Annotated in this window: 24 protein-coding genes; 13 read left to right on the forward strand and 11 right to left on the reverse strand. The window is 65.5% G+C overall.

Annotated elements, in window-relative coordinates; genetic code table 11:
* The first annotated feature begins 53 nt into the window (after positions 1-53).
* The 7 genes from hemF to H3H39_RS12975 all read left to right on the forward strand — a co-directional run bounded on the left by hemF (position 54) and on the right by H3H39_RS12975 (position 5,875).
* Positions 54-971, forward strand: coding sequence for an oxygen-dependent coproporphyrinogen oxidase (gene hemF, locus H3H39_RS12945; protein ID WP_182153816.1), 918 nt, complete (start codon positions 54-56; stop codon positions 969-971).
* Positions 968-1,621: a nicotinate-nucleotide adenylyltransferase gene (locus H3H39_RS12950; protein WP_182153817.1), complete on the forward strand. Its 654-nt coding sequence runs from the start codon at positions 968-970 to the stop codon at positions 1,619-1,621. Before hemF ends, H3H39_RS12950 begins: the two co-directional genes overlap by 4 nt.
* Positions 1,622-2,296, forward strand: coding sequence for a ribosome silencing factor (gene rsfS, locus H3H39_RS12955; protein WP_182153818.1), 675 nt, complete (start codon positions 1,622-1,624; stop codon positions 2,294-2,296).
* A gap of 6 nt (positions 2,297-2,302) precedes the next feature.
* Positions 2,303-2,773 carry a 23S rRNA (pseudouridine(1915)-N(3))-methyltransferase RlmH gene (gene rlmH, locus H3H39_RS12960; RefSeq protein ID WP_182153819.1) on the forward strand — a complete coding sequence of 157 codons (471 nt, stop codon included), beginning with the start codon at positions 2,303-2,305 and terminating at the stop codon, positions 2,771-2,773.
* An 18-nt stretch (positions 2,774-2,791) separates the two neighbouring features.
* Positions 2,792-3,412, forward strand: a complete 621-nt coding sequence (locus tag H3H39_RS12965) for a Maf family protein (protein WP_182153820.1) — start codon at positions 2,792-2,794, stop codon at positions 3,410-3,412.
* Between the two features lie 193 nt (positions 3,413-3,605).
* Complete coding sequence (gene rng / locus H3H39_RS12970; RefSeq protein ID WP_182153821.1) at positions 3,606-5,069, forward strand: ribonuclease G; 1,464 nt, start codon at positions 3,606-3,608, stop codon at positions 5,067-5,069.
* 167 nt (positions 5,070-5,236) lie between these two features.
* Positions 5,237-5,875, forward strand: a complete 639-nt coding sequence (locus tag H3H39_RS12975; RefSeq protein ID WP_182153822.1) for an SLATT domain-containing protein — start codon at positions 5,237-5,239, stop codon at positions 5,873-5,875.
* Between the two features lie 97 nt (positions 5,876-5,972).
* On the opposite strand, the gene H3H39_RS12980 is transcribed toward H3H39_RS12975, so the two are convergent.
* Positions 5,973-6,602, reverse strand: coding sequence for a PEP-CTERM sorting domain-containing protein (locus tag H3H39_RS12980; RefSeq protein ID WP_182153823.1), 630 nt, complete (start codon positions 6,600-6,602; stop codon positions 5,973-5,975).
* 189 nt (positions 6,603-6,791) lie between these two features.
* Here H3H39_RS12980 and H3H39_RS12985 point away from each other — a divergent pair, with 189 nt between their 5' ends.
* Positions 6,792-7,493 (forward strand): alpha/beta hydrolase, encoded by a 702-nt coding sequence (locus H3H39_RS12985; protein ID WP_182153824.1) that lies wholly within the window; start codon positions 6,792-6,794, stop codon positions 7,491-7,493.
* 13 nt (positions 7,494-7,506) lie between these two features.
* Here the strand turns inward: H3H39_RS12985 and waaF are convergent, their stop codons facing one another.
* The 3 genes from waaF to H3H39_RS27885 all read right to left on the reverse strand — a co-directional run bounded on the left by waaF (position 7,507) and on the right by H3H39_RS27885 (position 10,916).
* On the reverse strand, positions 7,507-8,571 hold the full coding sequence (waaF, locus tag H3H39_RS12990) for a lipopolysaccharide heptosyltransferase II (RefSeq protein WP_182153825.1): 1,065 nt from the start codon (positions 8,569-8,571) through the stop codon (positions 7,507-7,509).
* Positions 8,568-9,539 carry a glycosyltransferase family 9 protein gene (locus H3H39_RS27880; protein WP_311196908.1) on the reverse strand — a complete coding sequence of 324 codons (972 nt, stop codon included), beginning with the start codon at positions 9,537-9,539 and terminating at the stop codon, positions 8,568-8,570. The genes waaF and H3H39_RS27880 overlap by 4 nt, the downstream gene beginning before the upstream one ends.
* Positions 9,540-9,638: 99 nt before the next feature.
* Entirely contained in the window at positions 9,639-10,916 is a 1,278-nt protein-coding gene (locus tag H3H39_RS27885; RefSeq protein ID WP_229218019.1) for an O-antigen ligase family protein, read from the reverse strand.
* 53 nt (positions 10,917-10,969) lie between these two features.
* Here H3H39_RS27885 and H3H39_RS13000 point away from each other — a divergent pair, with 53 nt between their 5' ends.
* Positions 10,970-11,785 carry a glycosyltransferase family 2 protein gene (locus H3H39_RS13000; protein WP_182153826.1) on the forward strand — a complete coding sequence of 272 codons (816 nt, stop codon included), beginning with the start codon at positions 10,970-10,972 and terminating at the stop codon, positions 11,783-11,785.
* A complete protein-coding gene (locus H3H39_RS13005) occupies positions 11,782-12,840 on the forward strand; it encodes a glycosyltransferase family 2 protein (protein WP_182153827.1) in 1,059 nt (352 codons plus the stop codon). Before H3H39_RS13000 ends, H3H39_RS13005 begins: the two co-directional genes overlap by 4 nt.
* Positions 12,841-13,040: 200 nt before the next feature.
* Here the strand turns inward: H3H39_RS13005 and H3H39_RS13010 are convergent, their stop codons facing one another.
* Entirely contained in the window at positions 13,041-13,652 is a 612-nt protein-coding gene (locus H3H39_RS13010; protein WP_229218020.1) for a response regulator transcription factor, read from the reverse strand.
* Entirely contained in the window at positions 13,642-15,222 is a 1,581-nt protein-coding gene (locus H3H39_RS13015) for a sensor histidine kinase (protein ID WP_182153829.1), read from the reverse strand. The genes H3H39_RS13010 and H3H39_RS13015 overlap by 11 nt, the downstream gene beginning before the upstream one ends.
* A gap of 260 nt (positions 15,223-15,482) precedes the next feature.
* Here H3H39_RS13015 and H3H39_RS13020 point away from each other — a divergent pair, with 260 nt between their 5' ends.
* Both H3H39_RS13020 and H3H39_RS13025 read left to right on the forward strand, forming a co-directional pair.
* Positions 15,483-16,469: a VirK/YbjX family protein gene (locus tag H3H39_RS13020; protein WP_182153830.1), complete on the forward strand. Its 987-nt coding sequence runs from the start codon at positions 15,483-15,485 to the stop codon at positions 16,467-16,469.
* Positions 16,470-16,627: 158 nt separating this feature from the next.
* Entirely contained in the window at positions 16,628-16,864 is a 237-nt protein-coding gene (locus tag H3H39_RS13025; RefSeq protein ID WP_182153831.1) for a DUF6139 family protein, read from the forward strand.
* A gap of 74 nt (positions 16,865-16,938) precedes the next feature.
* Here H3H39_RS13025 and dnaE read toward each other — a convergent pair whose 3' ends face one another.
* From dnaE to H3H39_RS13040, 3 genes are all read right to left on the reverse strand, one after another.
* Positions 16,939-20,487: a DNA polymerase III subunit alpha gene (gene dnaE / locus H3H39_RS13030; RefSeq protein ID WP_182153832.1), complete on the reverse strand. Its 3,549-nt coding sequence runs from the start codon at positions 20,485-20,487 to the stop codon at positions 16,939-16,941.
* Positions 20,488-20,548: 61 nt separating this feature from the next.
* Positions 20,549-20,968: a type II toxin-antitoxin system VapC family toxin gene (locus H3H39_RS13035; protein ID WP_311196909.1), complete on the reverse strand. Its 420-nt coding sequence runs from the start codon at positions 20,966-20,968 to the stop codon at positions 20,549-20,551.
* The gene (locus H3H39_RS13040) at positions 20,965-21,207 is read right to left on the reverse strand and encodes a type II toxin-antitoxin system Phd/YefM family antitoxin (RefSeq protein WP_182153833.1); all 243 of its coding nucleotides are present in this window, start codon (positions 21,205-21,207) and stop codon (positions 20,965-20,967) included. The genes H3H39_RS13035 and H3H39_RS13040 overlap by 4 nt, the downstream gene beginning before the upstream one ends.
* A gap of 143 nt (positions 21,208-21,350) precedes the next feature.
* Here H3H39_RS13040 and H3H39_RS13045 point away from each other — a divergent pair, with 143 nt between their 5' ends.
* Positions 21,351-22,244: a sulfurtransferase gene (locus H3H39_RS13045; protein WP_182153834.1), complete on the forward strand. Its 894-nt coding sequence runs from the start codon at positions 21,351-21,353 to the stop codon at positions 22,242-22,244.
* A 215-nt stretch (positions 22,245-22,459) separates the two neighbouring features.
* Here H3H39_RS13045 and H3H39_RS13050 read toward each other — a convergent pair whose 3' ends face one another.
* Positions 22,460-22,663 (reverse strand): DUF6447 family protein, encoded by a 204-nt coding sequence (locus H3H39_RS13050; protein ID WP_182153835.1) that lies wholly within the window; start codon positions 22,661-22,663, stop codon positions 22,460-22,462.
* Between the two features lie 21 nt (positions 22,664-22,684).
* On the reverse strand, positions 22,685-24,040 hold the full coding sequence (locus H3H39_RS13055; protein ID WP_311196910.1) for a TolC family outer membrane protein: 1,356 nt from the start codon (positions 24,038-24,040) through the stop codon (positions 22,685-22,687).
* Between the last annotated feature and the right edge of the window lie 2 nt (positions 24,041-24,042).

The raw sequence follows: 24,042 nt of genomic DNA on the forward strand, positions 1-24,042 counted from the left end.
AACACGTGCAAACGGGTACAATCGACCCTTGATTTTTTTCCCCGCACCGCCTCATGTCGCTTTCTCCCAACCCTGAAGCCGTCAAAGCTTACCTGCTCGATCTGCAAGACCGCATCGTGCAGGCGCTCGAAACGCTGGACGGTTCGCCGTTCCGGCGCGACGCCTGGGACCGCCCCGAAGGCGGCAGCGGCATCACGCGTGTGATCGAGGAAGGCCACGTGTTCGAACGGGGCGGCTGCAATTTCTCGCACGTCAAGGGCGCCAAACTGCCACCGTCTGCCTCGGCCCACCGGCCCGAACTGGGCGGCCAGCCATGGGAAGCGATGGGCGTGTCGCTGGTGCTGCACCCGCGCAACCCGTACGCGCCCACGGTGCACATGAACGTGCGCTTCTTCTCCACCAGCGCGGCCGACGGCACGCCCGTGTGGTGGTTCGGCGGCGGCATGGACCTGACGCCCTACTACGGCGTCCAGGAAGACGCGCGCCACTTCCACCAGACCTGCTTCGCGGCGCTGGCACCGTTCGGCGCCGACCTCCATCCACGCTTCAAGCAGTGGTGCGATGAGTATTTCTATCTCAAGCACCGGCGCGAGGCGCGCGGCGTGGGCGGCATCTTCTTCGATGACGTCAACGCGGGCGGCTTCGAGCACTGCTTCGCCATGACGCGCAGCGTGGGCGACGCCTTCCTGACGGCCTACCTGCCGGTGCTGGAACGGCGCAAGGACCAGCCTTACGGCGAACGCGAACGCGATTTCCAGGCTTACCGGCGCGGGCGCTACGTGGAATTCAACCTGGTGTTCGACCGTGGCACGCTGTTCGGCCTGCAATCGGGCGCCGGCCGCACGGAATCGATGATGATGTCGATGCCACCGCTGGCCAAGTGGCGCTACGACTGGCAGCCGGAAGCGGGCACGCCGGAAGCGGCGCTGTACACGGACTTCCTGCCGCCACGGGACTGGCTGACGACGTGACGCGCCGCATCGCACTGCTGGGAGGCAGTTTCGATCCGGTCCATGTCGGTCATGTCGCGCTTGGCGCCCATTTCACCCACTTGCTGCAAACGGATCAGCTGCGCGTGATCCCGGCCGGCAGCCCGTGGCAGAAATCCACGCTGCAGGCCACGCCACGCCAGCGGGCCGACATGGTGCGGCTGGCCTTCGCCGACCAGCCCTTCCCCGTCGTGGTGGACTTGCAGGAAATCGAACGCAGCGAACAAGGGCAGCCGACCTACACCATCGACACCCTGCGCTTGGTACGCCAGGAACTGGGGCCGCAAGCGTCGATCGCCTTCCTGATGGGGGCCGACCAGTTGCAGAACTTCGGCACCTGGCGCGACTGGCGCGCACTGTTCGACTACGCCCACTTCTGCGTGGCGGCCCGGCCCGGCTTCGCGCTGGACAGCCTGGCGCCGGAAGTGGCGGCGCAATTCACGCAACGGCTGGGAAGCCCTGAACAAATACGCAACACCCCGCACGGTCTGACTTATCTGGCACAGGACTTTGCGGTCGATATCTCCGCCACCCAGATACGTGCGGCATTACAACGGGGGGAGCAGGCGAATTCGCTTATCGCCCCGCGAGTGCTAGACTATATTGAACAACATAATTTATACAAAAGCTAAATGGACATCAAAAAACTGCAAACCCTCGTCGTTGACGCCCTCGAAGACGTCAAGGCCCAAGACATCGTCCTGTTCGACACCACCCACCTGACCAGCCTGTTCGACCGCATCGCCATCGCCTCCGGCACCTCCAACCGGCAGACCAAGGCGCTGGCCGCGTCCGTGCGCGACAAGGTCAAGGACGCCGGCGGCAACGTCTACGGCATGGAAGGCGAGGACACCGGTGAATGGGTGCTGGTGGACTTGGGCGACATGATCGTCCACATCATGCAGGCCCCGATCCGCGCCTACTACCGCCTGGAAGAGATCTGGGGCGACAAGCCCGTCAAGCTGGGCGCCGCCAAGCGCGCCAAGAAGACCGACGACGCGGCGCCGAAGAAAACCAGCGGCCACCTGGCCGCCTCCAAGGCCGCCGTGGAAGCCACCCCGGTGGTGGAGAAAAAGGCGCCGGCCAAGAAAGCGGCCGCCAAGCCAGCCGCCGAGAAGAAGCCAGCCGCCAAGAAGGCCGCCGCCCCTGCCGGTAAAGTGGTCAAGGTCGCAGCCACCAAGAGTGCCACGGCCGCCGCCGCCGAACTGAAAAAACTGCCACCGAAGCCGAAAGCCCCGAAAGCGGCCGCCGACAAGGAAGCACCGGCCAAGACCGTGATCAAGCGCATCAAGAAAGTGGCCGAGTAAGGGCCGATGCAACTGATTATCGCGGCCGTCGGCCACAAGATGCCAGCCTGGATCGAGACGGGCTACGCTGAATACGCCAAGCGCATGCCGCCGGAACTGCGCATCGTGCTCAAGGAGATCAAGCCCGTTGAGCGCTCCGGCAGCAAGACGGCCGCCACCGCCATGGCGCTCGAACGCGAGCGCATCGAGGCGGTGCTGCCCAAATCGGTGCGCATCATCGCGCTCGACGAGCGCGGCAAGGACCTGACCTCGGTCGGCCTGTCCCAGCAGCTCGAAGCGTGGCAGCAGGATGGCCGCGACACGGCCTTCCTGATCGGCGGCGCGGACGGCCTCGATCCTGAACTGAAGGCCCGCGCCGAAGGCTTGATCCGCATTTCCAGCATGACCCTGCCGCACGGCATGGTGCGCGTGATGCTGGCCGAGCAGCTGTACCGGGCCTGGTCGATCACGCAGAACCACCCTTACCATCGGGTCTGACGTTACTATAATTAAAAAATGAAACCGGTCGACAAGAAGATCTACCTCGCCTCCAAAAGCCCGCGTCGGCGCGAACTGCTGCGCCAGATCGGGATTGACTTCGAATTGTTGCTGCTGCGCAGCGACGGCCCGCGCGGCGCCGACGTGACCGAGGAAGTGCTGTCGGGCGAAACGCCGGCCGTCTACGTGGCCCGCGTGGCGCGCGAAAAAGCGGCGTTCGCCTACGACCTGCAATACCGGCGCCACCTGACCCCGCGCACCGTGCTGAGCGCCGACACCACCGTCACCATCGACGGCGAAATCCTCGGCAAACCGGCCAATCCCAACGAAGCCAAAGCCATGCTGCGGCGCCTGTCCGGCCGCACCCACCAGGTACTGACCTCGGTGGCGGTCCACCATGCCGACTTCACCGGCCAGGTGACGCAAGTGTCGGACGTGCGCTTCTGCGTCCTCAGCGAAGCGGCCATCGACGCCTATTGCGCCACCCAGGAACCGTACGACAAGGCCGGCGGCTACGGCATCCAGGGCCTGGCGGCCCGGTTCATCGAACATATCGAAGGCAGCCACTCCGGCATCATGGGCCTGCCCCTGTTCGAAACGGCCGAGCTGCTGCGCCAGGCCGGCCTGCCCCTGCCCTGACGCGCCGCCCCGCAGCATCAGCCCCCACTATCACCCAGCGGTCGCACCGCGCGGCCGCCCCCAGTAACGCCGCCACGGCCCACGCCGTGGCGCGCCGCCGCATACTGTGGCATCACTGCCATGTTGCAATCTTGGCTAACCGTGTATGATCCCCTTGCGCATCCGCCAATCACAGATCCCAGGTCCATGAAGCATGAATGAAGACATCCTGATCAACATCACCCCGCAGGAAACGCGGGTCGCCCTGATCGTCCAGGGCGCCGTGCAGGAATTGCACATCGAGCGCACCCTCACGCGCGGCCTGGCCGGCAACGTCTATTCCGGCAAGGTGGTGCGGGTGCTGCCAGGGATGCAATCGGCCTTCATCGACATCGGCCTGGAGCGGGCCGCCTTCCTGCACGTGGCCGACATCTGGGAAGCCCGTCCGCACGACGGCCAGAACACCGCCCCCACCCCGATCGAAAAGATCCTGTTCGACGGCCAGGTACTGACGGTACAGGTGATCAAAGACCCGATCGGCACCAAGGGCGCCCGTTTGTCGACCCAGATCTCCATCGCCGGGCGCATGCTGGTCTACCTGCCGCAGGACTCGCACATCGGCATCTCGCAGAAAATCGAAAAGGAAGCGGACCGCGAAGCGCTGCGCGCGCGCCTGCAAGGCTTGCTGCCGGCCGACGAAAAAGGCGGCTACATCGTGCGCACCCAGGCCGAGGACGCGACCGATTCCGACATCGGCGCCGACGTCGAATACCTGCGCAAGACCTGGGCCGCCATCACCAACGGCGCCCGCACCAAGCCCGCCACCACCCTGCTGCACCAGGACTTAAGCCTGGCCCAGCGCGTGCTGCGCGACTTCGTGCACGAGGAAACGGCCACCATCCAGGTCGACTCGCGCGAAAACTACATCGCCCTGTCCGCGTTCGCCCAGACCTATACCCCCAGCGTGCTGCCCCGGTTGCAGCACTACACGGGCGAGCGCCCGCTGTTCGACCTGTACGGCGTGGAAGAGGAAATCCTGCGCGCGCTGGGACGGCGGGTGGACCTCAAGTCGGGCGGCTATCTGATCGTCGACCAGACCGAAGCCATGACCACCATCGACGTCAACACGGGCGGCTTCGTGGGCGGACGCAACTTCGCCGACACCATCTTCAAGACCAACCTGGAAGCGGCGCACGCCATCGCCCGCCAACTGCGGCTGCGCAACCTGGGCGGCATCATCATCCTCGACTTCATCGACATGGAGAACAACGAACACCGCAACGCCGTGCTGGCCGAGTTGAAAAAGACCCTGTCGCGCGACCGCACCAAGGTGTCCGTCTCGGGCTTCTCGGCGCTGGGACTGGTGGAGATGACGCGCAAGCGCACCCGCGAATCGCTGGCCCACATCCTGTGCGAACCGTGCCCGGCATGCGCCGGCAAAGGCCAGGTCAAGACCTCGCGCACCATCTGCTACGAAATCCTGCGCGAACTGCTGCGCGAAGCCAAGCAATTCAACCCGCGCGAATTCCGCATCCTCGCCTCGCAGGAAGTAGTGGACCTGTTCCTGGAAGAAGAATCGCAACACCTGGCCATGCTGGGCGACTTCATCGGCAAGAAAATCTCGCTGCAGGTCGAGACGGCCTACCACCAGGAGCAGTACGACGTGATCCTGATGTAAAAAACCCGGTGTCAGGTCTGTCAAACGGACAAAAAATGGGTAATCTGACATCGTTTTTTGAAAGACCCGGTGTCAGGTCTGTCAAATGGACAAAATGGAACGGTATTTGATTTTCGTTGTCCGATTGCCCGAACTGACCTTCCCCAACTGGAACCTCCCTGCCCCACATGACCGCCATCGACGTCAGCCACACCAAGCTCCTGCCCTGGAACCAGTACCGGGACCAGCAACCCGCCGACGCGCTCAAGATCATTTACGACCACGCCAACAGTACCTGCGCCGCCATCCGCGGCTGGTACTGGTCCAGCATCGGCGTCAAGCGCCGCATTTCGTGGTGGGTGCGCGGCGCCACTTTCCTGCTGCTGATCGTCGGTTCGCTGCTGCCGGTGGCGGCCGGCTTCAGCGACGCCAGCATGCTGCGCCTGCAATGCACCCAAAGCGGAGTGGTGGCGCTGGCCCTGGCCGGCCTGCTGCAAGGAGCGGACCGCATTTTCGGCTGGTCCAGCGGCTGGCTGCGCTATATCACCACCGTGGTCGCCATCGAAAACCGCAGCCGGCGCTTCGAACTGGAGTGGGCCGGCTACCTGCTGACCCGCCACGGCGCGCTCGATGACTCCGACGTGCGGGCCCTGTTCGAGCTGGCCCGCCAGTATGAGGATGACACGATACGGCTGCAGGCCGAGGAAACCAGCCAGTGGGCGGCCGAATTCAGCACCAGCATGACGGCCCTGGGCGAGGCCATCCGCGCCCAGCGCGAATCAGGCGACAGGGCGCTGGACACGGTGCGCGTCTCAGTCAGCAAATAACGCTGGCCTGACCCTGCGCCCAAACAAAACGGCCCGGACGCTCGCGCGGCCGGGCCGTTTCTGTTCGCCCGCCTCCATCGGAGCCGGGCAATATCGCTTACTTGGCCGCTTTGCGGCGCGCCACGAACGCCACCAGGCCCAGGCCGGCCAGCAGCATGCCGTAGGTTTCCGGTTCCGGCACGGCCGACGTCAACGACACCTTGTCGATCGACGTGCCATAGCTATCGCTGGTACCGACGGCCAGGAAGCTCAGCTTGGTGCCGCCCTTGTTGCCGATCACGTCGAAGGTCTTGGTGGTCCACTGGCTGGCGTTGTTGAACACGCCCAGATCCTGGCTACCCCAGAACACTTGCACGCCCTGCGAGGACGACGCCACACCAGGGCGGTTTTCGAACGCGAAGCTCAGCGTGTAGTGCTTGCCGGCCACATCGTTCACTTCCTGCCACATGGAGCTGTTGGCGGTGGTGTCCAGTTCCACGAAATTCTTGCCGTCCAAGGCGGTACCGGCCACGTTGTTGCGCAGCTCGATGCCGGTCTTGTTGGCGCCGTGCCAACCGATCAGGTTGTTGTAAATGTCCCAGGTGCCGGACGCTTGCAGGTTCTGTTCGAAGCTGCCGTTGGAGATCAGCTCGACGGCGGCGTGGCCGCCTGGGGCGGCCTGGCTGGCGCCGGCAACGACGATGGCGGCGGCTGCGGCGCACGACTTGAGGACGGTGGCAAATTTCATGTAGGGTTCCCTGTCTGTTTACTGTTGTTAATTATTGTTTCCTAAAAGACAGTGTGATTATATCCATTGCAATTATTTTTGCCACTTGAATCAGCAAAACCGAAGCCATCCTCTAATTCTCGCGCGCGCACCGTGCGGCCGATAAGCGGAGTAAGCTGCCGTTATTGTCCATTCCGCGCACAGGCCGCCATGGCACCCTCTACCGCCGACCAGGACGGCGCCTACAGCGAAGGACGGCTGTACGCGCGGCCCCACCCACCCACGGCCGCGCCCTCGATCGCGCCCGGCCTGCACACACTGGTGTTTCCGAACGGGCGCGAATCCCTGTTTTATGCGCCGCCGCAGCCCGACCCGGGCGGTGCGCCCCTGCTGTTGCTGCTGCACGGCGCCGGCCGGCGCGACGGCGGCTCCGAGGCCACGGCCCTGGCACACGTCATGCGCCGCGGCGCTTTCCTGCTGGCGCCGCGCGCCTATGGAACTTCGTGGGACTTGCTGCGTGGCGGCTTCGGCCCGGACCTGGCCTTCATCGATCTGCTGTTGAGCTGGACCATGCAGCACTACGCCATCGCGCCCGGCGCGCTGGCCATCGGTGGCTTTTCCGATGGCGCCTCGTACGCGCTCTCGGTGGGATTGGCCAATGGCGACCTGTTCGACGACATCATCGCGTTCTCGCCCGGGTTTTCGCGGCCACTGCGCATCATGGGCCGGCCACACGTGTTCATCGCCCATGGCGCGACCGATCCCGTGCTGCCGCTGCGCTGCGGCCAGGACATTGCCCGCCACCTGACGGCGACCGGCTATACGGTGGAATTCCAGCGCTTTGAAGGCGCCCACCTGGTGCCGCCCCGGATCGCCCTGGGGGCGCTGGCGCGGGTGGGTGGCGGGGCTTAGCTGAGGCTTGGACTTAAGCTTGGGAAATGGCGGACAGCATCGGTTGCAGGCTGTGCCAGGCCGTGGCCGGCAGCAGCTTGCGCATGCAATCCTGGTGACCGAGCGGACATTCGCGCTGGCGGCATGGCGCGCAATCGAGCCGCAACGACAGCGAGGCGGCCAGGTCGGAGAATGGCGGCGCGTGGTCGGGATCGGTGGGGCCGTACAGGGCCAGCACCGGACGGTTCAGGGCCGAGGCGATGTGCAGCAAGCCCGAATCGTTGGCCACCACGGCCGCCGCGCGGGCGATCAGGGCCACGGCTTCGGCCAGGCTGGTGGCGCCGGCCAGGTTGACGATGGCGTCCGTGCCGCCGGCCGCCGCCCGCACCGCATCGCACACTTCACTATCCTTGGGTGAACCGAGCAGCGCGATCTGGGCCCGCGGATGCGCGGCCAGCACGGCCTGCGCCAGGCTGGCGAAGTGCTCGGCCGGCCAGCGCTTGGCGCCGCCGAATTCGGCGCCCGGCGCGAACGCCAGCAGCGGCCGGTCCAGATCCAGCCCCGTGCGCGCGCAGGCGGCCGCGATCTGGGCGGCGCTGGCGCGCAGCGCCGGCCGTGGCAGGGCCGCGCGCCAGGCGGCCGGCTGGGCGGCCATCGGCGCCTCGGACAGGGCCGCATAGAACGCCACCATGGGCCGGGGCGGTTGTTCGTCGTGGTGCATCACGTTGATCAGGCCATGGCGGCTTTCGCCCTTGTAGCCGACCCGGCGCGCGATGCCAGCCAGCCAGGGGATCAACGCGTACTTGAGCGTGTTGGGCAGCACATAGGCATCCGCGTAGCCGCGCCGGCGCAAGACGCGCGCATACTTCCAGCGCTCGCGCAATTGCAGCGCGCCATGGCGGAACGGTGTCTCCAGCACTTCGTCCACTTCCGCCATCTGGCGCCACACGGGCGACACGGACGGCGGCGCCAGCACGTCGATGGGGCGTTCGGGATGGGCCGCCCGCAAGCGCCGCAGCAAGGGCTGGGCCATCACGGCATCGCCGATCCAGTTGGGGGAAATGACGAGGGTGCGCAATGGCGCCTTGGCGGTACTCATAGCACTTCCTTGGCAATGGCCGGCGCGCACCAGCCCAGCACCACCTGCTCCACCTGGGCCGGGGCGATGGCGTGCATGCAGGTGCAACTGGCCGCGTCGCGGCAGCCGGCGCATTCGCCCGTCATGGTGAGCGAGCGGGCCTGCGCGCCCAGCGCGCCCCAGCGCGCCGCGTCGATCGGTTTGCGGGGCGGGAACAGGCCCAGCGTGGGCCGGCCCAGCGCGGCCGACATGTGCAGCGGTCCGGTGCCGCTGGCCACCAGGCCGGTGCTGGCGCCGATCAGCGCACATAAGCCTTCCAGGTCGAAGCGGCCGCACAGGTTATCCACGTTGGGCATGGCCAGCAAGTCCGGCGCCTGGGCCGCCAGCAGCGCCCCTTCGGCCGCGCTGCCCGTCAGCCACAGCCGCACATCGGGTCGCGCTTGCAGGCGCCGCGCCAGTTGCGTGTAGTGTTCCAGCGGCCATTCGCGGCCGTTGCCGTTCGATTTAGGGTGCAGGATCACGGCATGGGGCGTGGCGGCCCGCAGTGCGGCCACGTCATCGCGTTGGGGCGCCGTCAGGCCATACAGGGGCGGCAGGCTGGCCAGCGGCGGAATCTCGCCCATCCCCAGCGGCCGTAACAGCGCGAAATTGAGCTGGGCTTCGTGCAGCGCCGAGTGGGCGCGGCCAAAGTGGGCCAGCCGGTTGCAATGGAACCAGTGGTACAGCCGATGGCTGGTGCCCACCCGGTTGCGGATCCGGGCCCGGCGCGCCGCCTGCGCCAGGCGGCGATTGGGCATGGCGAAGATCACCGTGTCGGCGCCATTGGCGGCGAAGAAGGCGGCCGGATCGCCCACCTGTTCCAGCGCATACACCTGGTCCAGGTGGCTGCAGCGGCGCGCCACCGGCGCGGCATAGTCGCTGCACAGCAGGTCGATCCGCACGCCGGGAAAACGCTGCTTGAGATAGCCGGCCAGTGGCAGCAGCAGCACGACATCGCCGATATTATCGGTGCGACAAATGAGTATGTGGTCCAGTTGCGGGGGCATGCGAGCCTGTGTAAAAAAATGGGAGACGCTCACGCGCGGATCTCAAGGGAAAGCGCGCGGCGCGCGGGCATCCTCGTCGTTCAAGCAGAAGCCGGCCAGCATGCACACCATGATACCGTAGAACACCTTGGGCATCATCAGCCAGAACATGACGTCGGTCTGGCCAAAGCCGAAGAAGCACACCACCAGCGTCAATCCGGCCAGGGCGGCGGCGCGGCCCTCGGCGCTGGCGCCCGCGCGGCGCAGGCGGCTCAGGAAAAAATGCAGCGGCGCGCCATACATCACCAGCAGCAGGCTGAAGTCGAGCAGGCCGCCGGTGGCCAGCACGTTGATCAAGTCATTGTGGCTGCTGCTGTAAATCAGCGCGTCGGACTGCTGCAAGCGCCCCTGCTCACGCAGCGCCAGCAACGCCGGGTGGAATTGCTCGCGCCCAACGCCCAGCCACGGATGTTCGCTGATCATCATCCACGACGCCTTCCACAATTCCAGCCGGATGCCGACCGAGGTGCTGGCGTTGCCCTGGGTCTGGTACAGCCGCACTTCGTTGACGGCGTCATCAACCCGCTTGGCGATGCCGGTGGCCGGCACGAACCAGGCGGCCACGCACAGGGCCAGCGCCAGCAACACGCCAACCACCAGGCGGCGCCCATGCACGGCGGCGCCGTACTTGAGCAGGAAGGGGATCACCAGCAGCAGGCCCAGCCAGGTGCCGCGCGAGCCCGACAACACCGCCGCCACCAGTCCGCACACAAAGGCCAGCATGGGCAGCGGCGCCAGCCGGCTGTGCCGGAACTGGCCCAGCGCGCACAGCGCCATCACGCCCATGGCTGCGGCCAGGTCGCCAAACGTGATGGCATGGTGGGTGAAGCCTTCGGCCCGCTCGCCGCCACTCATGGTCCATTGCACCACGGCAATCACGCCGGCGCTCACGGCGCCCAGGCACAGGCCCAGCCAGAACACCCGCACGGGTGGCCGGTAGCCGGCCACGAACACCAGGGCCGCCAGCGCCAGCAGCAGGCGCAGCGGCCCGTCCAGCGTGTGCAGGTTCTGGCGGAAAATCACCAGCCGCAGCAGCGAAATGAGGAAATAGCCGCCAAAGCCGAACGCGATGCCGGCCACGGCGCGGCCATGATCGGCCACCAGGGCGCGCCAGCGCACGCGCCCCAGCCAGGCCAGCGACAACAACATCAGGAACAGCGCGCCATGCATGCCGTCGCGCGTGATGATCACCAGCAGCGGCAAAGCAAAGGTGAGCATCACGGCCAGCGGGGGGGCGGAACGGAGCAATGCTTGCGGCTGGTTCAATAAGGTATTATTCATGCATTCGATTGTGAGCTTTACTTAGAAGAATCAACCAGGAATGCATTGCCCTCATGGAACAAGTTTTCACCATTTCCGTCATCATCTCCACTTACAATCGTCCCGACGCGCTCACGAGCGTGGTCGAGGCGTGTTTCCGCCAGGACGATGCGAATTACGAAATCATTATCGCCGATGACGGCTCCACCCACAACACGCGAGCGTGCGTGCAAGCCCTGCAGGCGCGCTCGCCGGTGCCCCTGCGCCATGTGTGGCAGGAGGATATCGGCTTCCGGCTGGCCCGGGTCCGCAACCTGGGGATCCAGGACGCGCGCGGCCGCTATCTGATCTTCCTGGACGGCGATTGCGTGCCCCAGCCTGATTTCGTCAGCCAGCACCGCAAGCTGGCCCAGCGGGGCCACATGGTATCGGGCAGCCGCATCCTGCTCAGCGAACAGTTGACGGCGCGCGTGCTGGCCGGCCAGGTGGACGTCAACCAGCTCACGCTGGCCGATAAAGTGCGGCTGCGGGCCGGTGGCCACCTTAACAAAATCTTACAATTATTAGCGCGCTGGCCCGACATCGGCCGCGCCCGCCGCCACTTCAGCTGGCGCCGCATCAAGGGTTGCAACCTGGCCATGTGGCGCGACGACCTGGACCGCATCAACGGCTTCGATGAAAGCTTCCGCGGCTGGGGCTATGAGGATTCGGACATCGTGGTGCGCCTGTTCAACGCCGGCGTGATGCGCAAGGATGGCGCGTTCGCCACCGAAGTGCTGCACCTGTGGCATCCAGAAAGCAAGCGCGACCAGGCCGGCAGCAACCGCGAGCTGGTGGTGCGCCGCATCGCCGACAAGACCATCCGCGCCGCGCAAGGATTACAGGCGTGAACCAGCCCAGCATCAGCCTCATCATGGCCGCCTACAACGCGGCCCCCTTCATCACCGACACCCTGGCGCACATCGTCGGCCAGATGACGGCCACCCATGAACTGATCGTGGTGGACGACGGCTCGCGCGACGCGACGGCCGACCAGGTGCGCGCCGTCCAGGCCAGCCACCCGGCGCTGCGCATCGTGCTGCACCAGCAAGCCAACGCCGGCATCGCCGGCGCCCGCAACGCCGGTTTGGCGCTGGCCGGCGGCCAGTACCTGGCCTTCATCGACAGCGACGACCGGCTGCGGCCGGGCGCGCTGGCCGCGCTGGACGCCGTGATCGCGTGCGAACAGCCGGACGTGATCAGCACCGCCTTCCACTTCTGGCACCCGGACGCGCCGCACAAGGACCGCGACGTACAGCTCAGTTACCCGGTCGGCCAGCGCATCGAAGGCCAGGACGCCATCCTGGCGCCGTTCTTCGACGACCGCCACACCTACCTGTGGAACAATATCTGCCGGCGCGAGATCTACGCGCGGCTGCCGCAGCCGCCGTTTCCCGCCGGCCGCGTGTTCGAGGATCTCTCCGTGGTACCGCTGCTGCTGGCGCACTGCCACAGCATGGTCTACCTGCCGTTCGTGCTGCTGGACTACCGCCAGCATCCGGCCAGCATCACCAAGGCTGTCAGCGCCGGCTGGTGCGTGGACGTGGTGACGGCGCTGGCCAGCGCCCGCGCGCCACTGGCGCGGGCCGGCATCAGTCCTGCCGTCCAGGCCCACTTCGACGCGGCCGTGTGCGATTTCTATGTCGGCACCGTCAAGTGCAGCTACCAGTTGCCGGGCACCGAGGGCGCGGCCGTGCGCACGCGCCTGCGCGCACTCTTCCTGTCGACCCTGTTCACCTCGCCGCAACAACTGCTGGCGCGGCTGGGCGCGGCCGGCGCCAGCAAAGCCGACCGCCGCAACGCCCGCCAGCTGGGCCAGATATTGCGTGGTGACTGGCTATTCCACCTGCGCCAGACGGCCAGCCGCCAGTTCAAGCTGTGGCGCCGCGCCCGCGCCGCCGCCTAGCAGCGGGGTCAGCAGCGCCTAGCAGCGGGGTCAGTTCCGGCAATCTGCCAAAAATGGCAGATTGCCGGAACTGACCCCGTTATCGATCTGCCAAAAATGGCAGATTGCCGGAACTGACCCCGTTATCGGGACCCCGTTATCGTTATCGCAGCACGAAAATCGCGCCCTGTCGCCGGCCGGTGCCAACCGGTCGGCGGGACTCATCCCTCCCCTTGCAGCAAGCTGATACGCACCAGGTCGGCCACGTTGTCCACGCCCAGCTTGGCCATCAGGCGCGCCTTGTGCACCTCCACCGTGCGCACGCTGATGCCCAAGGCCGGGCCGATGTCGCGGTTGTGCTGGCCCATCACCACCAGCCGCATCACTTCGCGCTCGCGCGGGGTCAGCTCGCGCAGCAGGTCGGCGCCGCGCGCGCGCAGTTGCTGGGCGCCGCGCTGGGCCCGTTCGCGCGCGTAGCCCTCCTCGATGGCGGCCACCAGCTTGGCGTCGTCGAACGGCTTTTCCAGGAAATCGATGGCGTTGGCCTTGAACGCGGCGCGCGCCGAGCCCACGTCGCCATGGCCGGTGGCGATGATGACGGGGATGGTGCAGCCGCGCGCCAGCAATTCCTGCTGCAGCGCCAGCCCGTCCATCCCGGACATGCGGATATCGATCAGCAAACAGCCGGCCCAGTCCGCCCGCCACGCCTGTAAAAACGCTTCGCCACTGGCGAACACGGCGGTGCGGTAGCCGCGCACGCCCAGCAACAGGCCCAGCGCGTCGCGCACGGCCGGATCGTCGTCAACGATGAAGACAGTCAAATTATGTGGCAAGTTGTTCTCCAGCAGCCGCCATGGGCAGATCAAAACGGAATATGCCGTGCTCGCCCACCTCGGCCCACAGGCGGCCGCCATGGGCTTCGACGATGGCCCGGCTCAACACCAGGCCCAATCCCAGGCCACTGGCCTTGGACGACACGAATGGTTCAAACAGGCGCGTGGCCAACGCCTCGGACACGCCAGCGCCGCTATCCTCCACGCTCAGGCGCAAGCGCCCGTCCGGCGCCGGTGCGGCCGTCACGCTGACGCGGCGCGCGCCGGCCGGACGCGCCAGCACGGCGTCGCTGGCGTTGTCGAGCAGGTTGCGCAGCACCAGCTCCACCTGCACCCGGTCCACCCGCAGCGCCAGGGCCGGGTCCACGGCCACCGTCAGCGCGATGCCATGCTGGCGGAACGGCAGCTGGAACTGGGCCGCGATGCCCTGCACCAGCGCGGCCGCCGCCACGGTTTCGAAGCGCATGGCGCCGGTGCGGAAAAAGTCGCGCAAGCGCCGCACCACGTCGGCCGCGCGGCCCGCCTCCACCAGCATGCGGCCGATGGCATCGCGCAGCAGGGCTTCGTTGCCGCCCCGCTCCAGCAAATGCTCGCACGCCTTGCCGTAGGCCGACAGGGCCGTGAGCGGCTGGTTCAATTCATGGGCCAGGGCGGCGGCCATCTCGCCGGCCGCCGCCAGCCGCAGCGACTGGCGCAAGTCGGCCGCCACCTTGCGCAGCTCATCGACCACGATGCCGATGAAAAAGCCCACCAGCGCCAGCATCGCGTCCAGCATCTGCAATTCGTACACGGCCAGGTCGCGCGCGCCGTGCCACTTGACGAGCGCGATGATGCCCGTCTGCAGCACGAACACGATCAGGGCCGTGCCGTACAAGCCCTGGCGCGAGGCGGCCCAGATCACGGGCAGGAACAGGAAATAAAAGTGCTTGAATTCGGAACTGGCGATGGAGCCGAACACGGCATAGAGCACCAGCATGGCCAGCGCCAGGTAGGCCAGCGTCTCGCCGCGGGCCAGGATGCGGCGCAGCCGGTCGCGCCCTTGGGTACTGGCCAGCATCCAGATCAGCGGCATCGATACCAGGATGCCCACCGTGTCGCCGATGCCGAAGCGCATCAGCGCCAGCGTCCACTGGGCCGGCGGCACCAGCCCGGCGGCCGACAGCAGCGAGATATAGCCGATGCCGTTGAACAGGGTGCCGACCGCCACCACCGCCACCCAATGGAACAAGCGGCCGCGGTTGTCGAACATGTCGGCGCTGGAAAAGTCGCGCCGCAGGATGGCGCCCATCAGCCCGTAGGCGGCCGTCAGCCACAGCGCGCCGGCCAGCGTGAGCAGCGGCCCGGCCGGCATGCCGCGCACCAGCACTTCGCCGCCCAGCAGGGCGAGGAACAGCGGCAGCGCCGCGCGCCGGCCATAGCGCAGCCAGAACACCAGGCCCAGGGCCGGATCGGGATTCCAGGGCGTGATGTTCAGGCCGTACAGTGGATACAGATAGGTGGTCCAGTCGAACAGCAGGTACAGCCCGATGAACGCCGGATAGTGCAGGTAACGGAGCGAGAAATGGCGCATGGCATGGGCTTGTAACGGTATGTAGCATTATGCATGGCATTTTGTCAAAAAACACTAGGGAAATCGACTACGTGTTTCCCTTATATCGCCCACCAAATCCACGCGCATAGCCAGTGCGGCGGCCCGCCACCGGCGCCGCGGCGTTTAAGGGAAAACCGTAAGAGATTTTGCCAATTTACAATACGTTACACGAGGAATACCATGCACGATTCCGTATTCCGTCCCCACTCCTCCCAATGACGATGCAGGCTTCCGCCCCGATGGCGCAGTTAATCACCCTCCGCACGGGCCTGGCCGCCCGGGACGGCGCCCTGTCCTACCTGCGCGACTCGCTCAAGCTGTCGTTGCGCGCCTTCATGAACCGGCAAACAACGGTGGGCTGGCTGCAGCTGCTCAATTCGCACCCGCTGTACCGCGAACTGGTGCAGATCTATCCGATGATGGTGTACAAGATCTATCGCCCCTACCTGAGCGACGCCCTCAGCTGCGCCCAGCGTTTGACGGTGATCGAGGACCATTACCGCTTCGTGCTGCGCCACGGCCTGGGCCCGCTGACGGTACAGGCCGCGCGCGCGCCCATGATCCTGGGCGAGGTGCAAGGCAAGTCGGGCCGCGGCTACCAGCTGGAAATGCACGCGGTGGCGCCGCTGGAACGCGAGGGTGAATTGATGCTGCGCCTGTTGCAGGATGGCGAACGGGTGTTTTCCACCTCGTTCGTGTTCTTCCAGGGCGAGCGCGGCATGGCGCTGGGCGTCGGTTGCATGCAGGGCCCGCAGGATGACGAAGGCCAGCAGCGCATCAAGGAAGCGACACGCGACCTGCACGGCCTGCGTCCCAAGAATCTGATGGTGTATTTGCTGCGCCAGCTGGGCCATGCCTACGGCTGTGACCAGCTGCGCCTGGTGGGCAACGCCAACCGCACGGCCCGCACGGCCCTGCGCAAGGGCAAGGTACACGCCGACTACGACGCCCTGTGGCAGGAGCTGGACGCCCAGTTGCGTCCGGACGGCGACTACCAGCTGGCCTGCGCGCCGCTGACCGAGCCGGACATGGCCACCATTCCCTCGAAAAAGCGTTCCGAATACCGCAAACGCCACGAAACCCTGCAAGCGCTGGCCGCCATCCTGCAGGCGGGCCTGCAAGCGCCGCGCCTGACGCCCGTGGCCGGCGCGCCGCTGCGCGACTTCAGCGCGGCCGAACCGGCAGGCGCCACGCACGACGACAATTACCAATCAGCGCTGGCTTGAGCCGGCCCGCGCCGCACCGCAAGCCCACCCTGCCCTGTCTTGCCTCGTGGTCTGACAGGAACGGCCACCGCCCCCAATTTCCTGTAACATAGGAAATGGCGGTCGGCCCGGATCGTAGCCGTGGCCCGTTACCGCCCTGCCCAACAAGGAGGAGCGACATGCGCGTGGACATCTATCGCAGAGCTGAACACAACGGCGATTTTTCCTACCTGGCCGTACCGGAAGACAAAGCCATCCCCCAGGAAGCCATCAGCACCGACTGGCAGCAGGCCGCCCAGCGGGTGGAAGTGGACGAGGACGGCGACGACACCCTACCCCAATATCACATCACCCATCCGCTAGCGCAGATCCGCGACAAAGGCTACGCCATCACGGGACTGAACGGCAAGGGTTGAACAGCGGGGGTCAGTTCCGGCATCACGCCACAAACTTTGGTTGTTGGCGTGATGCCGGAACTGCCCCCCGCTTTTTAATACTCGACCGCCACCTCGCGGGCGCCCAGCACCTGCTGCAGCGCCAGTTGCAGCTCGTCCGACGGGGCCACCCGCCATTCGTCGCCAAATTGCAGCACGCACGCGACGCCCTGCGGCGCGATGCGGGCCGCGATCGGCAAGCCTTGCTCGTGGCGATGCGGCGCCAGCACGTCGGCGATCTTGCGGCTGTCCAGCGTGGCCGGTAGCGACAGCCCCAGCTGGCGGCCATACTGCACCCGCGCCGTGACGATGTCGAACACCTTCTCGGCCGAGATGCGCAGGCCGCCCGAGAAACGGTCTTCCGACACCTTGCCCACCACGGCCAGGAACTCGTCCTCCTTGAACATCTTCTTGTTCTCTTCGAACACTTCCGAATACACGGTCACTTCCAGCACGGCGCTCTTGTCGTCCAGCGTGACGATCAGGATCTTGCCGCGCTGGGTCATCTGCGGCCGGATGCCCGTGATCACGCCGCACAGCATGCGCGGCTCGCGCGACGGCTCCAGCTCGGACAACTTGGTGCGCGCGAAACGGCGCGCCTCCGGTGCGAACGAGTCGAACATGTGGCCCGACAGGTAGAAGCCGAGCGCGGTCTTTTCCTCGGCCAGCTTCTGGCGGTCCGTGAACGGCGCGCACTTGACGTATTCGGGCGGCGCCACCAGGTCGCTGTCGTCGCCGCCGAACAGGCTCACCTGGTTGGCGGAACGGGCTTCCTGCTCGGCGCACTCCATGGCGAAACTGACCGAGGCCAGCAAAATGGCGCGGTCGATGCCCAGGCCGTCGAAGGCGCCGGCACGGATCAGCGATTCGATGGTGCGGCGGTTGATCTGCTTCTTGTCGACCCGCTTGCAGAAATCGAACAGGCTGACGAAAGGACCGCCCGCCTCGCGCGCGGCGATGATGGCTTCGATCGCGTTCTGGCCCGCGCCCTTCACGGCGCCCAGGCCGTAGCGGATCTGCGTCACCTTCTTGCCCGTCACCGAAGGCGGCGGGCCGTCCGGCGTGAAGCGGAACTGGGACTGGTTGATATCCGGCGGCAGGATGGTCAGGCCGCAGATGTCGATCGCGTCCTCCACCAGAATCTTGACCTTTTCCGTATCCTCCATCGCCAGCGACATGTTGGCCGCCATGAACGCGGCCGGGTGGTGCGCCTTCAAATAGGCCGTGTGGTACGACAGCAGCGCGTACGCGGCCGCGTGCGACTTGTTGAAGCCGTAGCCGGCGAACTTCTCCATCAAGTCGAAGATCTCGTCGGCCTTTTCCGTCGACAGGCCATCCTTGGCGGCGCCGGCGCGGAAGATGGCGCGGTGCTCGGCCATCTCCTCGGCCTTCTTCTTACCCATCGCGCGGCGCAGCATGTCGGCGCCGCCCAGCGAGTAGCCGCCGACGATCTGCGCCATCTGCATCACCTGCTCCTGGTACACCATGATGCCGTAGGTTTCGGACAGAATCGTCTCGGTGCGCGGATCGGGGTAATCGAACTTCTCGCCGTGCTTACGCTTGCAGAAGTCGGGGATCAGGTCCATCGGGCCGGGACGGTACAGCGCCACCAGCGCGATAATGTCCTCGAAGCGGTCGGGCCGCGCATCCTTCAGCATGCCCTGCATGCCGCGCGACTCCAGCTGGAACACGGCCACGGTCTTGGCCTTGGTCAGCAGTTCATACGATGGGCGGTCGTTCAACGGCAGCTTGGCCAGGTCGAACTCCGCCTCGACCGGATCGAGCTGCTTGATGTAGCGTACCGCCCGGTCCAGGATGGTCAGCGTGGTCAAGCCCAGGAAGTCGAACTTCACCAGGCCCACGGCCTCCACGTCATCCTTGTCGTACTGCGACACCACGCCCGTGTCGCCGGACTGGGTGTACAGCGGGCAGAAGTCGGTCAGCTTGCCGGGCGCGATCAGCACACCACCGGCGTGCATGCCGATGTTGCGGGTGATGCCCTCGACCTGCTGCGCCAGGTCCAGCAGTTGGCGGACCTCCTCCTCGTTCTCCTGGCGCTCCTTGAGCATCGGTTCTTCTTCGATCGCGTCGGCGATCGTCACCGGCTTGCCCGGCTTGAACGGAATCAGCTTGGACACGCCGTCGCAGAAGTTGTAACCGAAATCCATCACCCGGCCCACGTCGCGGATAGCGCCCTTGGCGGCCATGGTACCGAAGGTGGCGATCTGCGACACGGCGTCGCGGCCGTACAGATCCTTCACGTGCTGGATCACCAGTTCACGCTTTTCCTGGCAAAAATCGATATCGAAGTCGGGCATCGAAACCCGTTCCGGATTCAGGAAACGTTCGAACAGCAGGTTGTATTTGAGCGGATCGAGGTCGGTGATCTTCAGGCTGTAGGCCACCAGCGAGCCCGCGCCCGAACCCCGGCCCGGGCCGATCGGCACGCCGTTGTTCTTGCCCCATTGGATAAACTCCGCCACGATCAGGAAGTAGCCGGGGAACTTCATCTTGATGATGGTTTCGTTCTCGAACTGCAGCCTGGCCTCGTAGCGCGGCCGCTCCTTCTCGCGTCGTTCCGGGTCCGGGAACAGGTGGATCAGGCGTTCCTCCAGGCCCTTCTTGGTTTCCTCGACCAGGAATTCATCGATCGTCATGCCCGGCGTGGGGAAGTTAGGCAGTTGCGGCTTGCCCAGCGTGAGCGTGAGGTTGCAGCGCTTGGCGATTTCCACCGAGTTTTGCAGCGCGGCCGGCAAGTCCGCGAACAGCTCGCGCATCTCGGCCTGCGACAGGAAGCGCATCTGCTCATTGAAGCGGCGCACCCGCTTGGCGTTGGCCAGCATCTCGCCTTCCGCGATACAGATGCGGGCCTCGTGCGCGATGAACTCATCGGCCGACAGGAACTGCACGGGATGGGTGGCCACCACCGGCAAGCCCAGTTTGGCGGCCAGCGCCACCGAATGGCGCACCTGCAGCTCCTGGTTGGCCTGGCCGGCGCGCTGGATCTCGATGTAGAAGTGGCCGGGGAAAATGGCAGCCCACTTTTGCGCGTTGCGCTCGGCCAGTTCCGGGTTGCCGTTCTCGATGGCCACGCCGACGTCGCCGAAGTGGGCGCCGGACAGGGCGATCAAGCCGTTGGCCGGGTCTTCGCCGGGCAGCAGCTCGTAGGTCTTGGAGGTCAGCTCCATCAGCCACTCGGTGCGGATCTCGGCGCGGCCCTTGTACTGGTTGGTGAGCCAGGCCAGCGACAGCAGTTCGCACAGCTGCAGATAGCCCATGCGGTTTTTCGCGTACAGCATCAGGCGCGAAGGCTTGTCGCGGTTATCGTCGTTGGTGATCCACACGTCCACCCCGACCACCGGCTTGATGCCCTTGCCGCGCGCGGCCTTGTAGAACTTGACCATGCCGAACATATTGGACAGGTCGGTGACGGCCAGCGCCGCCTGCTTGTCCTTGGCGGCGGCCGACACCAGGTCGTCAATGCGCACCAGGCCATCGACGATGGAATATTCCGAGTGCACCCGCAGGTGGACGAAGTCCGGGCCGGCGGGGACGGCGACCGGGGCTGCCACCACGTTGTCTTGTTCGTTTGCTACCATGTTCATACGCCGCTCAATGCTGGTTCAATAACCCGCTATTTTACCGTGCGGCGGGCGCGCCGCTGGGTTATTCGAATAGGGCCACGCCGGCATTGCGCGCCGCGTCCGCCAGCTTGTTGTCGAAGGTGGCCAGCGTCGCCATGGTTCGCACAGCCAGATCCAGATAGCACGCGTCATATGCAGACAGGCCATACTGGCGCGCAATGCCCATCACGGCGTCCCGGCGCGAACCAGGTAGCGCGCTATCGACGGTGATCGGCAACTGATCCAGCCGCGACAAGAATTGCTGTGATTGCGCAGGGGTGATGACCCTGCGCCGCTCCCCCACCAGCAAGGCATTCGCCACCTCGACGTGCCATAGCGGCGGCACCAGTCCGGCGACACTGGTCAATGCCAACACTGCGCGGTCGGCACAGTCGCGCTGTACGGCATCCGCGCGTTCGAACATCCACGCCAAGGCCATCGAAGCATCGAGCACCAGGATCACGGGCGGCCCTCGGCGATCCAGTCCGCGAGCTCCTCGCTGCCGACCCCCTGGATTTTTTTAAATTGCCGCATCGCAGCGACCGCCGCTTCGCGCCCGATATCGTGATTGCCGGCGTAAGGCACGAGATCGGCGACAGGCTCGCCCCGCACCGTAATGGTGTAACGCTGTCCGGCGCGCACTTCCCGCAACAATTCAGATAATTTTGCCTTGGCGTCAAAGGCGCCGATTTCCTTATGCATGGCGTGTCTCGAACTAGTTCATCAACTAGTTCAATCATACCACCAGCGGCGGCAATCTGCCCATTTTTTGAGCAAATGTGGTGCCAGATCAAACTGCGCCGCGTATAATGTCGGCTTTCCTGTTTTACGCCCCTGACACCACCATGCACGCTAATACCGCTTTACAAGCTGAAGCGCATGCCGCCGCCACCGCCGCCGCTGCCGCTCACGTCAACATCGCCGCCTACAAGTTCATCACCTTCGACAACACGGAAGAGATGCGGCCGCGGTACCAGGCCATCTGCGCCGAACTGGGCTTGAAGGGCACCATCTTGCTCACGCCCGAAGGCATCAACATGTTCGTCTCCGGTCCGCGCAGCCAGATCGACCAGTACCTGGCCTGGGTCCGCAGCGACGCCCGCTTCGCCGACCTGGAGGTGAAGGAAAGCTATTCGAAAGAGCAGTCGCACAAGCGCATGCTGGTCAAGATCAAGAGCGAGATCATCACCATGCGCATGCCGCTGATCAAGCCCGAGGAGGGCCGCGCGCCGTTCGTGGAAGCGGCCACCCTCAAGCGCTGGCTCGACAACGGTGTGGATGACAACGGCCAGCCCGTCGTCATGGTCGACACCCGTAACGATTTCGAAGTGGACGTGGGCACCTTCAACAACACGGTCGACTACCGCATCAAGAAGTTCACGGAATTCCCGCAAGTGATCGCCGACCACAAAGACGACTTCGCCGGCAAGACCGTGGTCACCTTCTGCACCGGCGGCATCCGCTGCGAAAAAGCCGCCATCCACATGCAGAACATCGGCTACGACAGCGTGTACCAGCTCGAAGGGGGCATCCTCAAATATTTCGAGGAAGTGGGCGGCGACCATTACACGGGCGACTGCTTCGTGTTCGACTACCGCACGGCGCTCAACCCGAAACTGGAACCGACGGAGACCGTGCAGTGCTTCGTGTGCCGCGCTGTCGTCACGCCGCGCCAGCAATTGTCGCCGGAATATGTGTACGAGAAATCGTGCCCGGCTTGCCATGGCAAGCAGCCCTAAGACAGGCTCAGCCCAGCCTGTCCTTCGCGGCCCCATACGCGCGGCCGCGTTCCCGCTTGCCAACGGCAATGACGGTCACGTAAACCACATCGTCCTCGACCCGGTAAATCAGCCGGTAACCGACTGTTTTGAGCTTAATCTTTTAACAATCTGCCATACCGGATAATGCGGCGCTGGGCACCCGTGGTGGTTGCAACCGGCCGGCCCGCGCCGCGCTATTGATGCGTGCGCGGCAGCAGCTCCCGCAGGGCCGCCTCATAGGCGTTGCGGGCCGTCTGGAACACCGCCAGCTGCGAGTGCAACTGCGTCATCTGGGCGTCGACGAAACGCAGGCTGGTCACTTGGTCCTGCGCCGCCGCGCTCAGATCACTGACGCGATAGCTCACGCCGTCGACCGTCACTTCCTGTTCTTCATGCATCGCGCTGTTTCCCATGCCGACTCAACGGAAATAGCTGGCCGCGTCGCGTACATCGTCGGCGCCCAACGTGCCTGCCGCCGAGCGCAAGCGCAACAGCGATTGGAGGTAGGTGTAGCGCGCTTGTGCCAAGTCGCGCTTGCTGGTGTAGAGCTGCTGCTGAGCGTTGAGCAAGTCGAGGTTGATGCGCACCCCGCCCTTAATGCTTTGCTCGGTGGCCTTGACCAGCAACTGTGCCGACTCCACCGCGCGATCCAGCGCGACGATACGGGCCATGCCGCTGTTAACCAGTCCGAACTGCTTGCCCACTTCCACCATCACCTTGGCCGTGCGCAGGTCGAGCTCGGCGCGCGCCTTCTCCAGTCCGGCCGCTGCCTGGCGCGTGGACGCGCTGACCGCGCCCCCCGAATACAGCGGGATGTTGATCTGCACGCCGATGCTGCGCGACGTCGCATCCTGGTTCAGCGTGGTCAGGGTGTCGGACTTGGTCTTGCTCAGGCTGCTGACTAGGTCGATGCGCGGCGTGTGGCCGGCGCGATTCTTGTTCACTTCCTGCACGCTGGCCTCGATCGCATAGCGCTGCGCCTGCAAATCGGGATTGTGTTCGAGCGCAAGTGCCTTCCAGTCGCCCAGCGCGGCTGGCTGCAGTGGCTGCACATGGAAGCTGTCACCAAGCATCTCCACTGACGGCACGGCTTCGCCCACGATGGCAGCTAGCGCGGCCATCGACGATTGCTGGTTGTCCAGCGACTCGATCAGTTGCGCTTCCGACAGTTGCAGCCGGGCCTGGGTTTCCAGCATGTCGGTGCGAGTGCCCTCGCCTTTCTCGAACAGGCGTTCATTGGTCCGGTACTGCTCCTGCTGGGCGTCGCGCTGGGCGCGCGCCAGCGCCACCTGCTCGGCGCTCAACGCGGCGTCGAAGTAGGTGCCGGCCAGTCGCACCACCAGCTCCTGGCCCGCGCTGGAAAACTGCGACGCGGCGTACTGGCTTTGCGCCACACCCTGCTTGTAGCGGGCCAGTGCGTCCAGGCTGAACAGCACTTGGCGCAGTTGCAGGGCGTCGGCATGGCTGTAGTACACCGGATGCGTGGTCGAGATCTGGCCGAACCCATTGGGCGCCGTCAAGTCCGCTCGGTTCTTATTGGCCGTGTAATTGGCCGAGAGCTGCGGCAGCATGCCGCTGCGGCCCAGCGCTTTGTACTCGGCGCCGCTCAGGCTGTCCTGGTAGGCTTCGCGATAGGTCGGGTCGTTGTGCAAGGCCGCATCATAGGCTTGCACCAGGTCCATCGCGCATGCGGCAGGATGATACAGTACCACCGCCGCCCCCACTGCGGCCGCCATCGTCTTCAACAAGGCGCCGCATGTCAGTATTGGTCGCACGC

The sequence above is a fragment of the Rugamonas apoptosis genome, assembly GCF_014042355.1.
GTDB classification, from domain to species: Bacteria; Pseudomonadota; Gammaproteobacteria; order Burkholderiales; family Burkholderiaceae_D; genus Rugamonas; species Rugamonas apoptosis.

Excerpts from the sequence above, each read along its gene's own strand:
- hemF (WP_182153816.1), top strand. The coding sequence starts at position 54 with ATGTCGCTTTCTCCCAACCCTGAAGCCGTCAAAGCTTACCTGCTCGAT.
- rsfS (WP_182153818.1), top strand. The coding sequence starts at position 1,622 with ATGGACATCAAAAAACTGCAAACCCTCGTCGTTGACGCCCTCGAAGAC.
- rlmH (WP_182153819.1), top strand. The coding sequence starts at position 2,303 with ATGCAACTGATTATCGCGGCCGTCGGCCACAAGATGCCAGCCTGGATC.
- H3H39_RS12965 (WP_182153820.1), top strand. The coding sequence starts at position 2,792 with ATGAAACCGGTCGACAAGAAGATCTACCTCGCCTCCAAAAGCCCGCGT.
- rng (WP_182153821.1), top strand. The coding sequence starts at position 3,606 with ATGAATGAAGACATCCTGATCAACATCACCCCGCAGGAAACGCGGGTC.
- H3H39_RS12975 (WP_182153822.1), top strand. The coding sequence starts at position 5,237 with ATGACCGCCATCGACGTCAGCCACACCAAGCTCCTGCCCTGGAACCAG.
- H3H39_RS12980 (WP_182153823.1), bottom strand. The coding sequence starts at position 6,602 with ATGAAATTTGCCACCGTCCTCAAGTCGTGCGCCGCAGCCGCCGCCATC.
- H3H39_RS12985 (WP_182153824.1), top strand. The coding sequence starts at position 6,792 with ATGGCACCCTCTACCGCCGACCAGGACGGCGCCTACAGCGAAGGACGG.
- waaF (WP_182153825.1), bottom strand. The coding sequence starts at position 8,571 with ATGAGTACCGCCAAGGCGCCATTGCGCACCCTCGTCATTTCCCCCAAC.
- H3H39_RS27885 (WP_229218019.1), bottom strand. The coding sequence starts at position 10,916 with ATGAATAATACCTTATTGAACCAGCCGCAAGCATTGCTCCGTTCCGCC.
- H3H39_RS13000 (WP_182153826.1), top strand. The coding sequence starts at position 10,970 with ATGGAACAAGTTTTCACCATTTCCGTCATCATCTCCACTTACAATCGT.
- H3H39_RS13015 (WP_182153829.1), bottom strand. The coding sequence starts at position 15,222 with ATGCGCCATTTCTCGCTCCGTTACCTGCACTATCCGGCGTTCATCGGG.
- H3H39_RS13020 (WP_182153830.1), top strand. The coding sequence starts at position 15,483 with ATGGCGCAGTTAATCACCCTCCGCACGGGCCTGGCCGCCCGGGACGGC.
- H3H39_RS13025 (WP_182153831.1), top strand. The coding sequence starts at position 16,628 with ATGCGCGTGGACATCTATCGCAGAGCTGAACACAACGGCGATTTTTCC.
- dnaE (WP_182153832.1), bottom strand. The coding sequence starts at position 20,487 with ATGAACATGGTAGCAAACGAACAAGACAACGTGGTGGCAGCCCCGGTC.
- H3H39_RS13040 (WP_182153833.1), bottom strand. The coding sequence starts at position 21,207 with ATGCATAAGGAAATCGGCGCCTTTGACGCCAAGGCAAAATTATCTGAA.
- H3H39_RS13045 (WP_182153834.1), top strand. The coding sequence starts at position 21,351 with ATGCACGCTAATACCGCTTTACAAGCTGAAGCGCATGCCGCCGCCACC.
- H3H39_RS13050 (WP_182153835.1), bottom strand. The coding sequence starts at position 22,663 with ATGCATGAAGAACAGGAAGTGACGGTCGACGGCGTGAGCTATCGCGTC.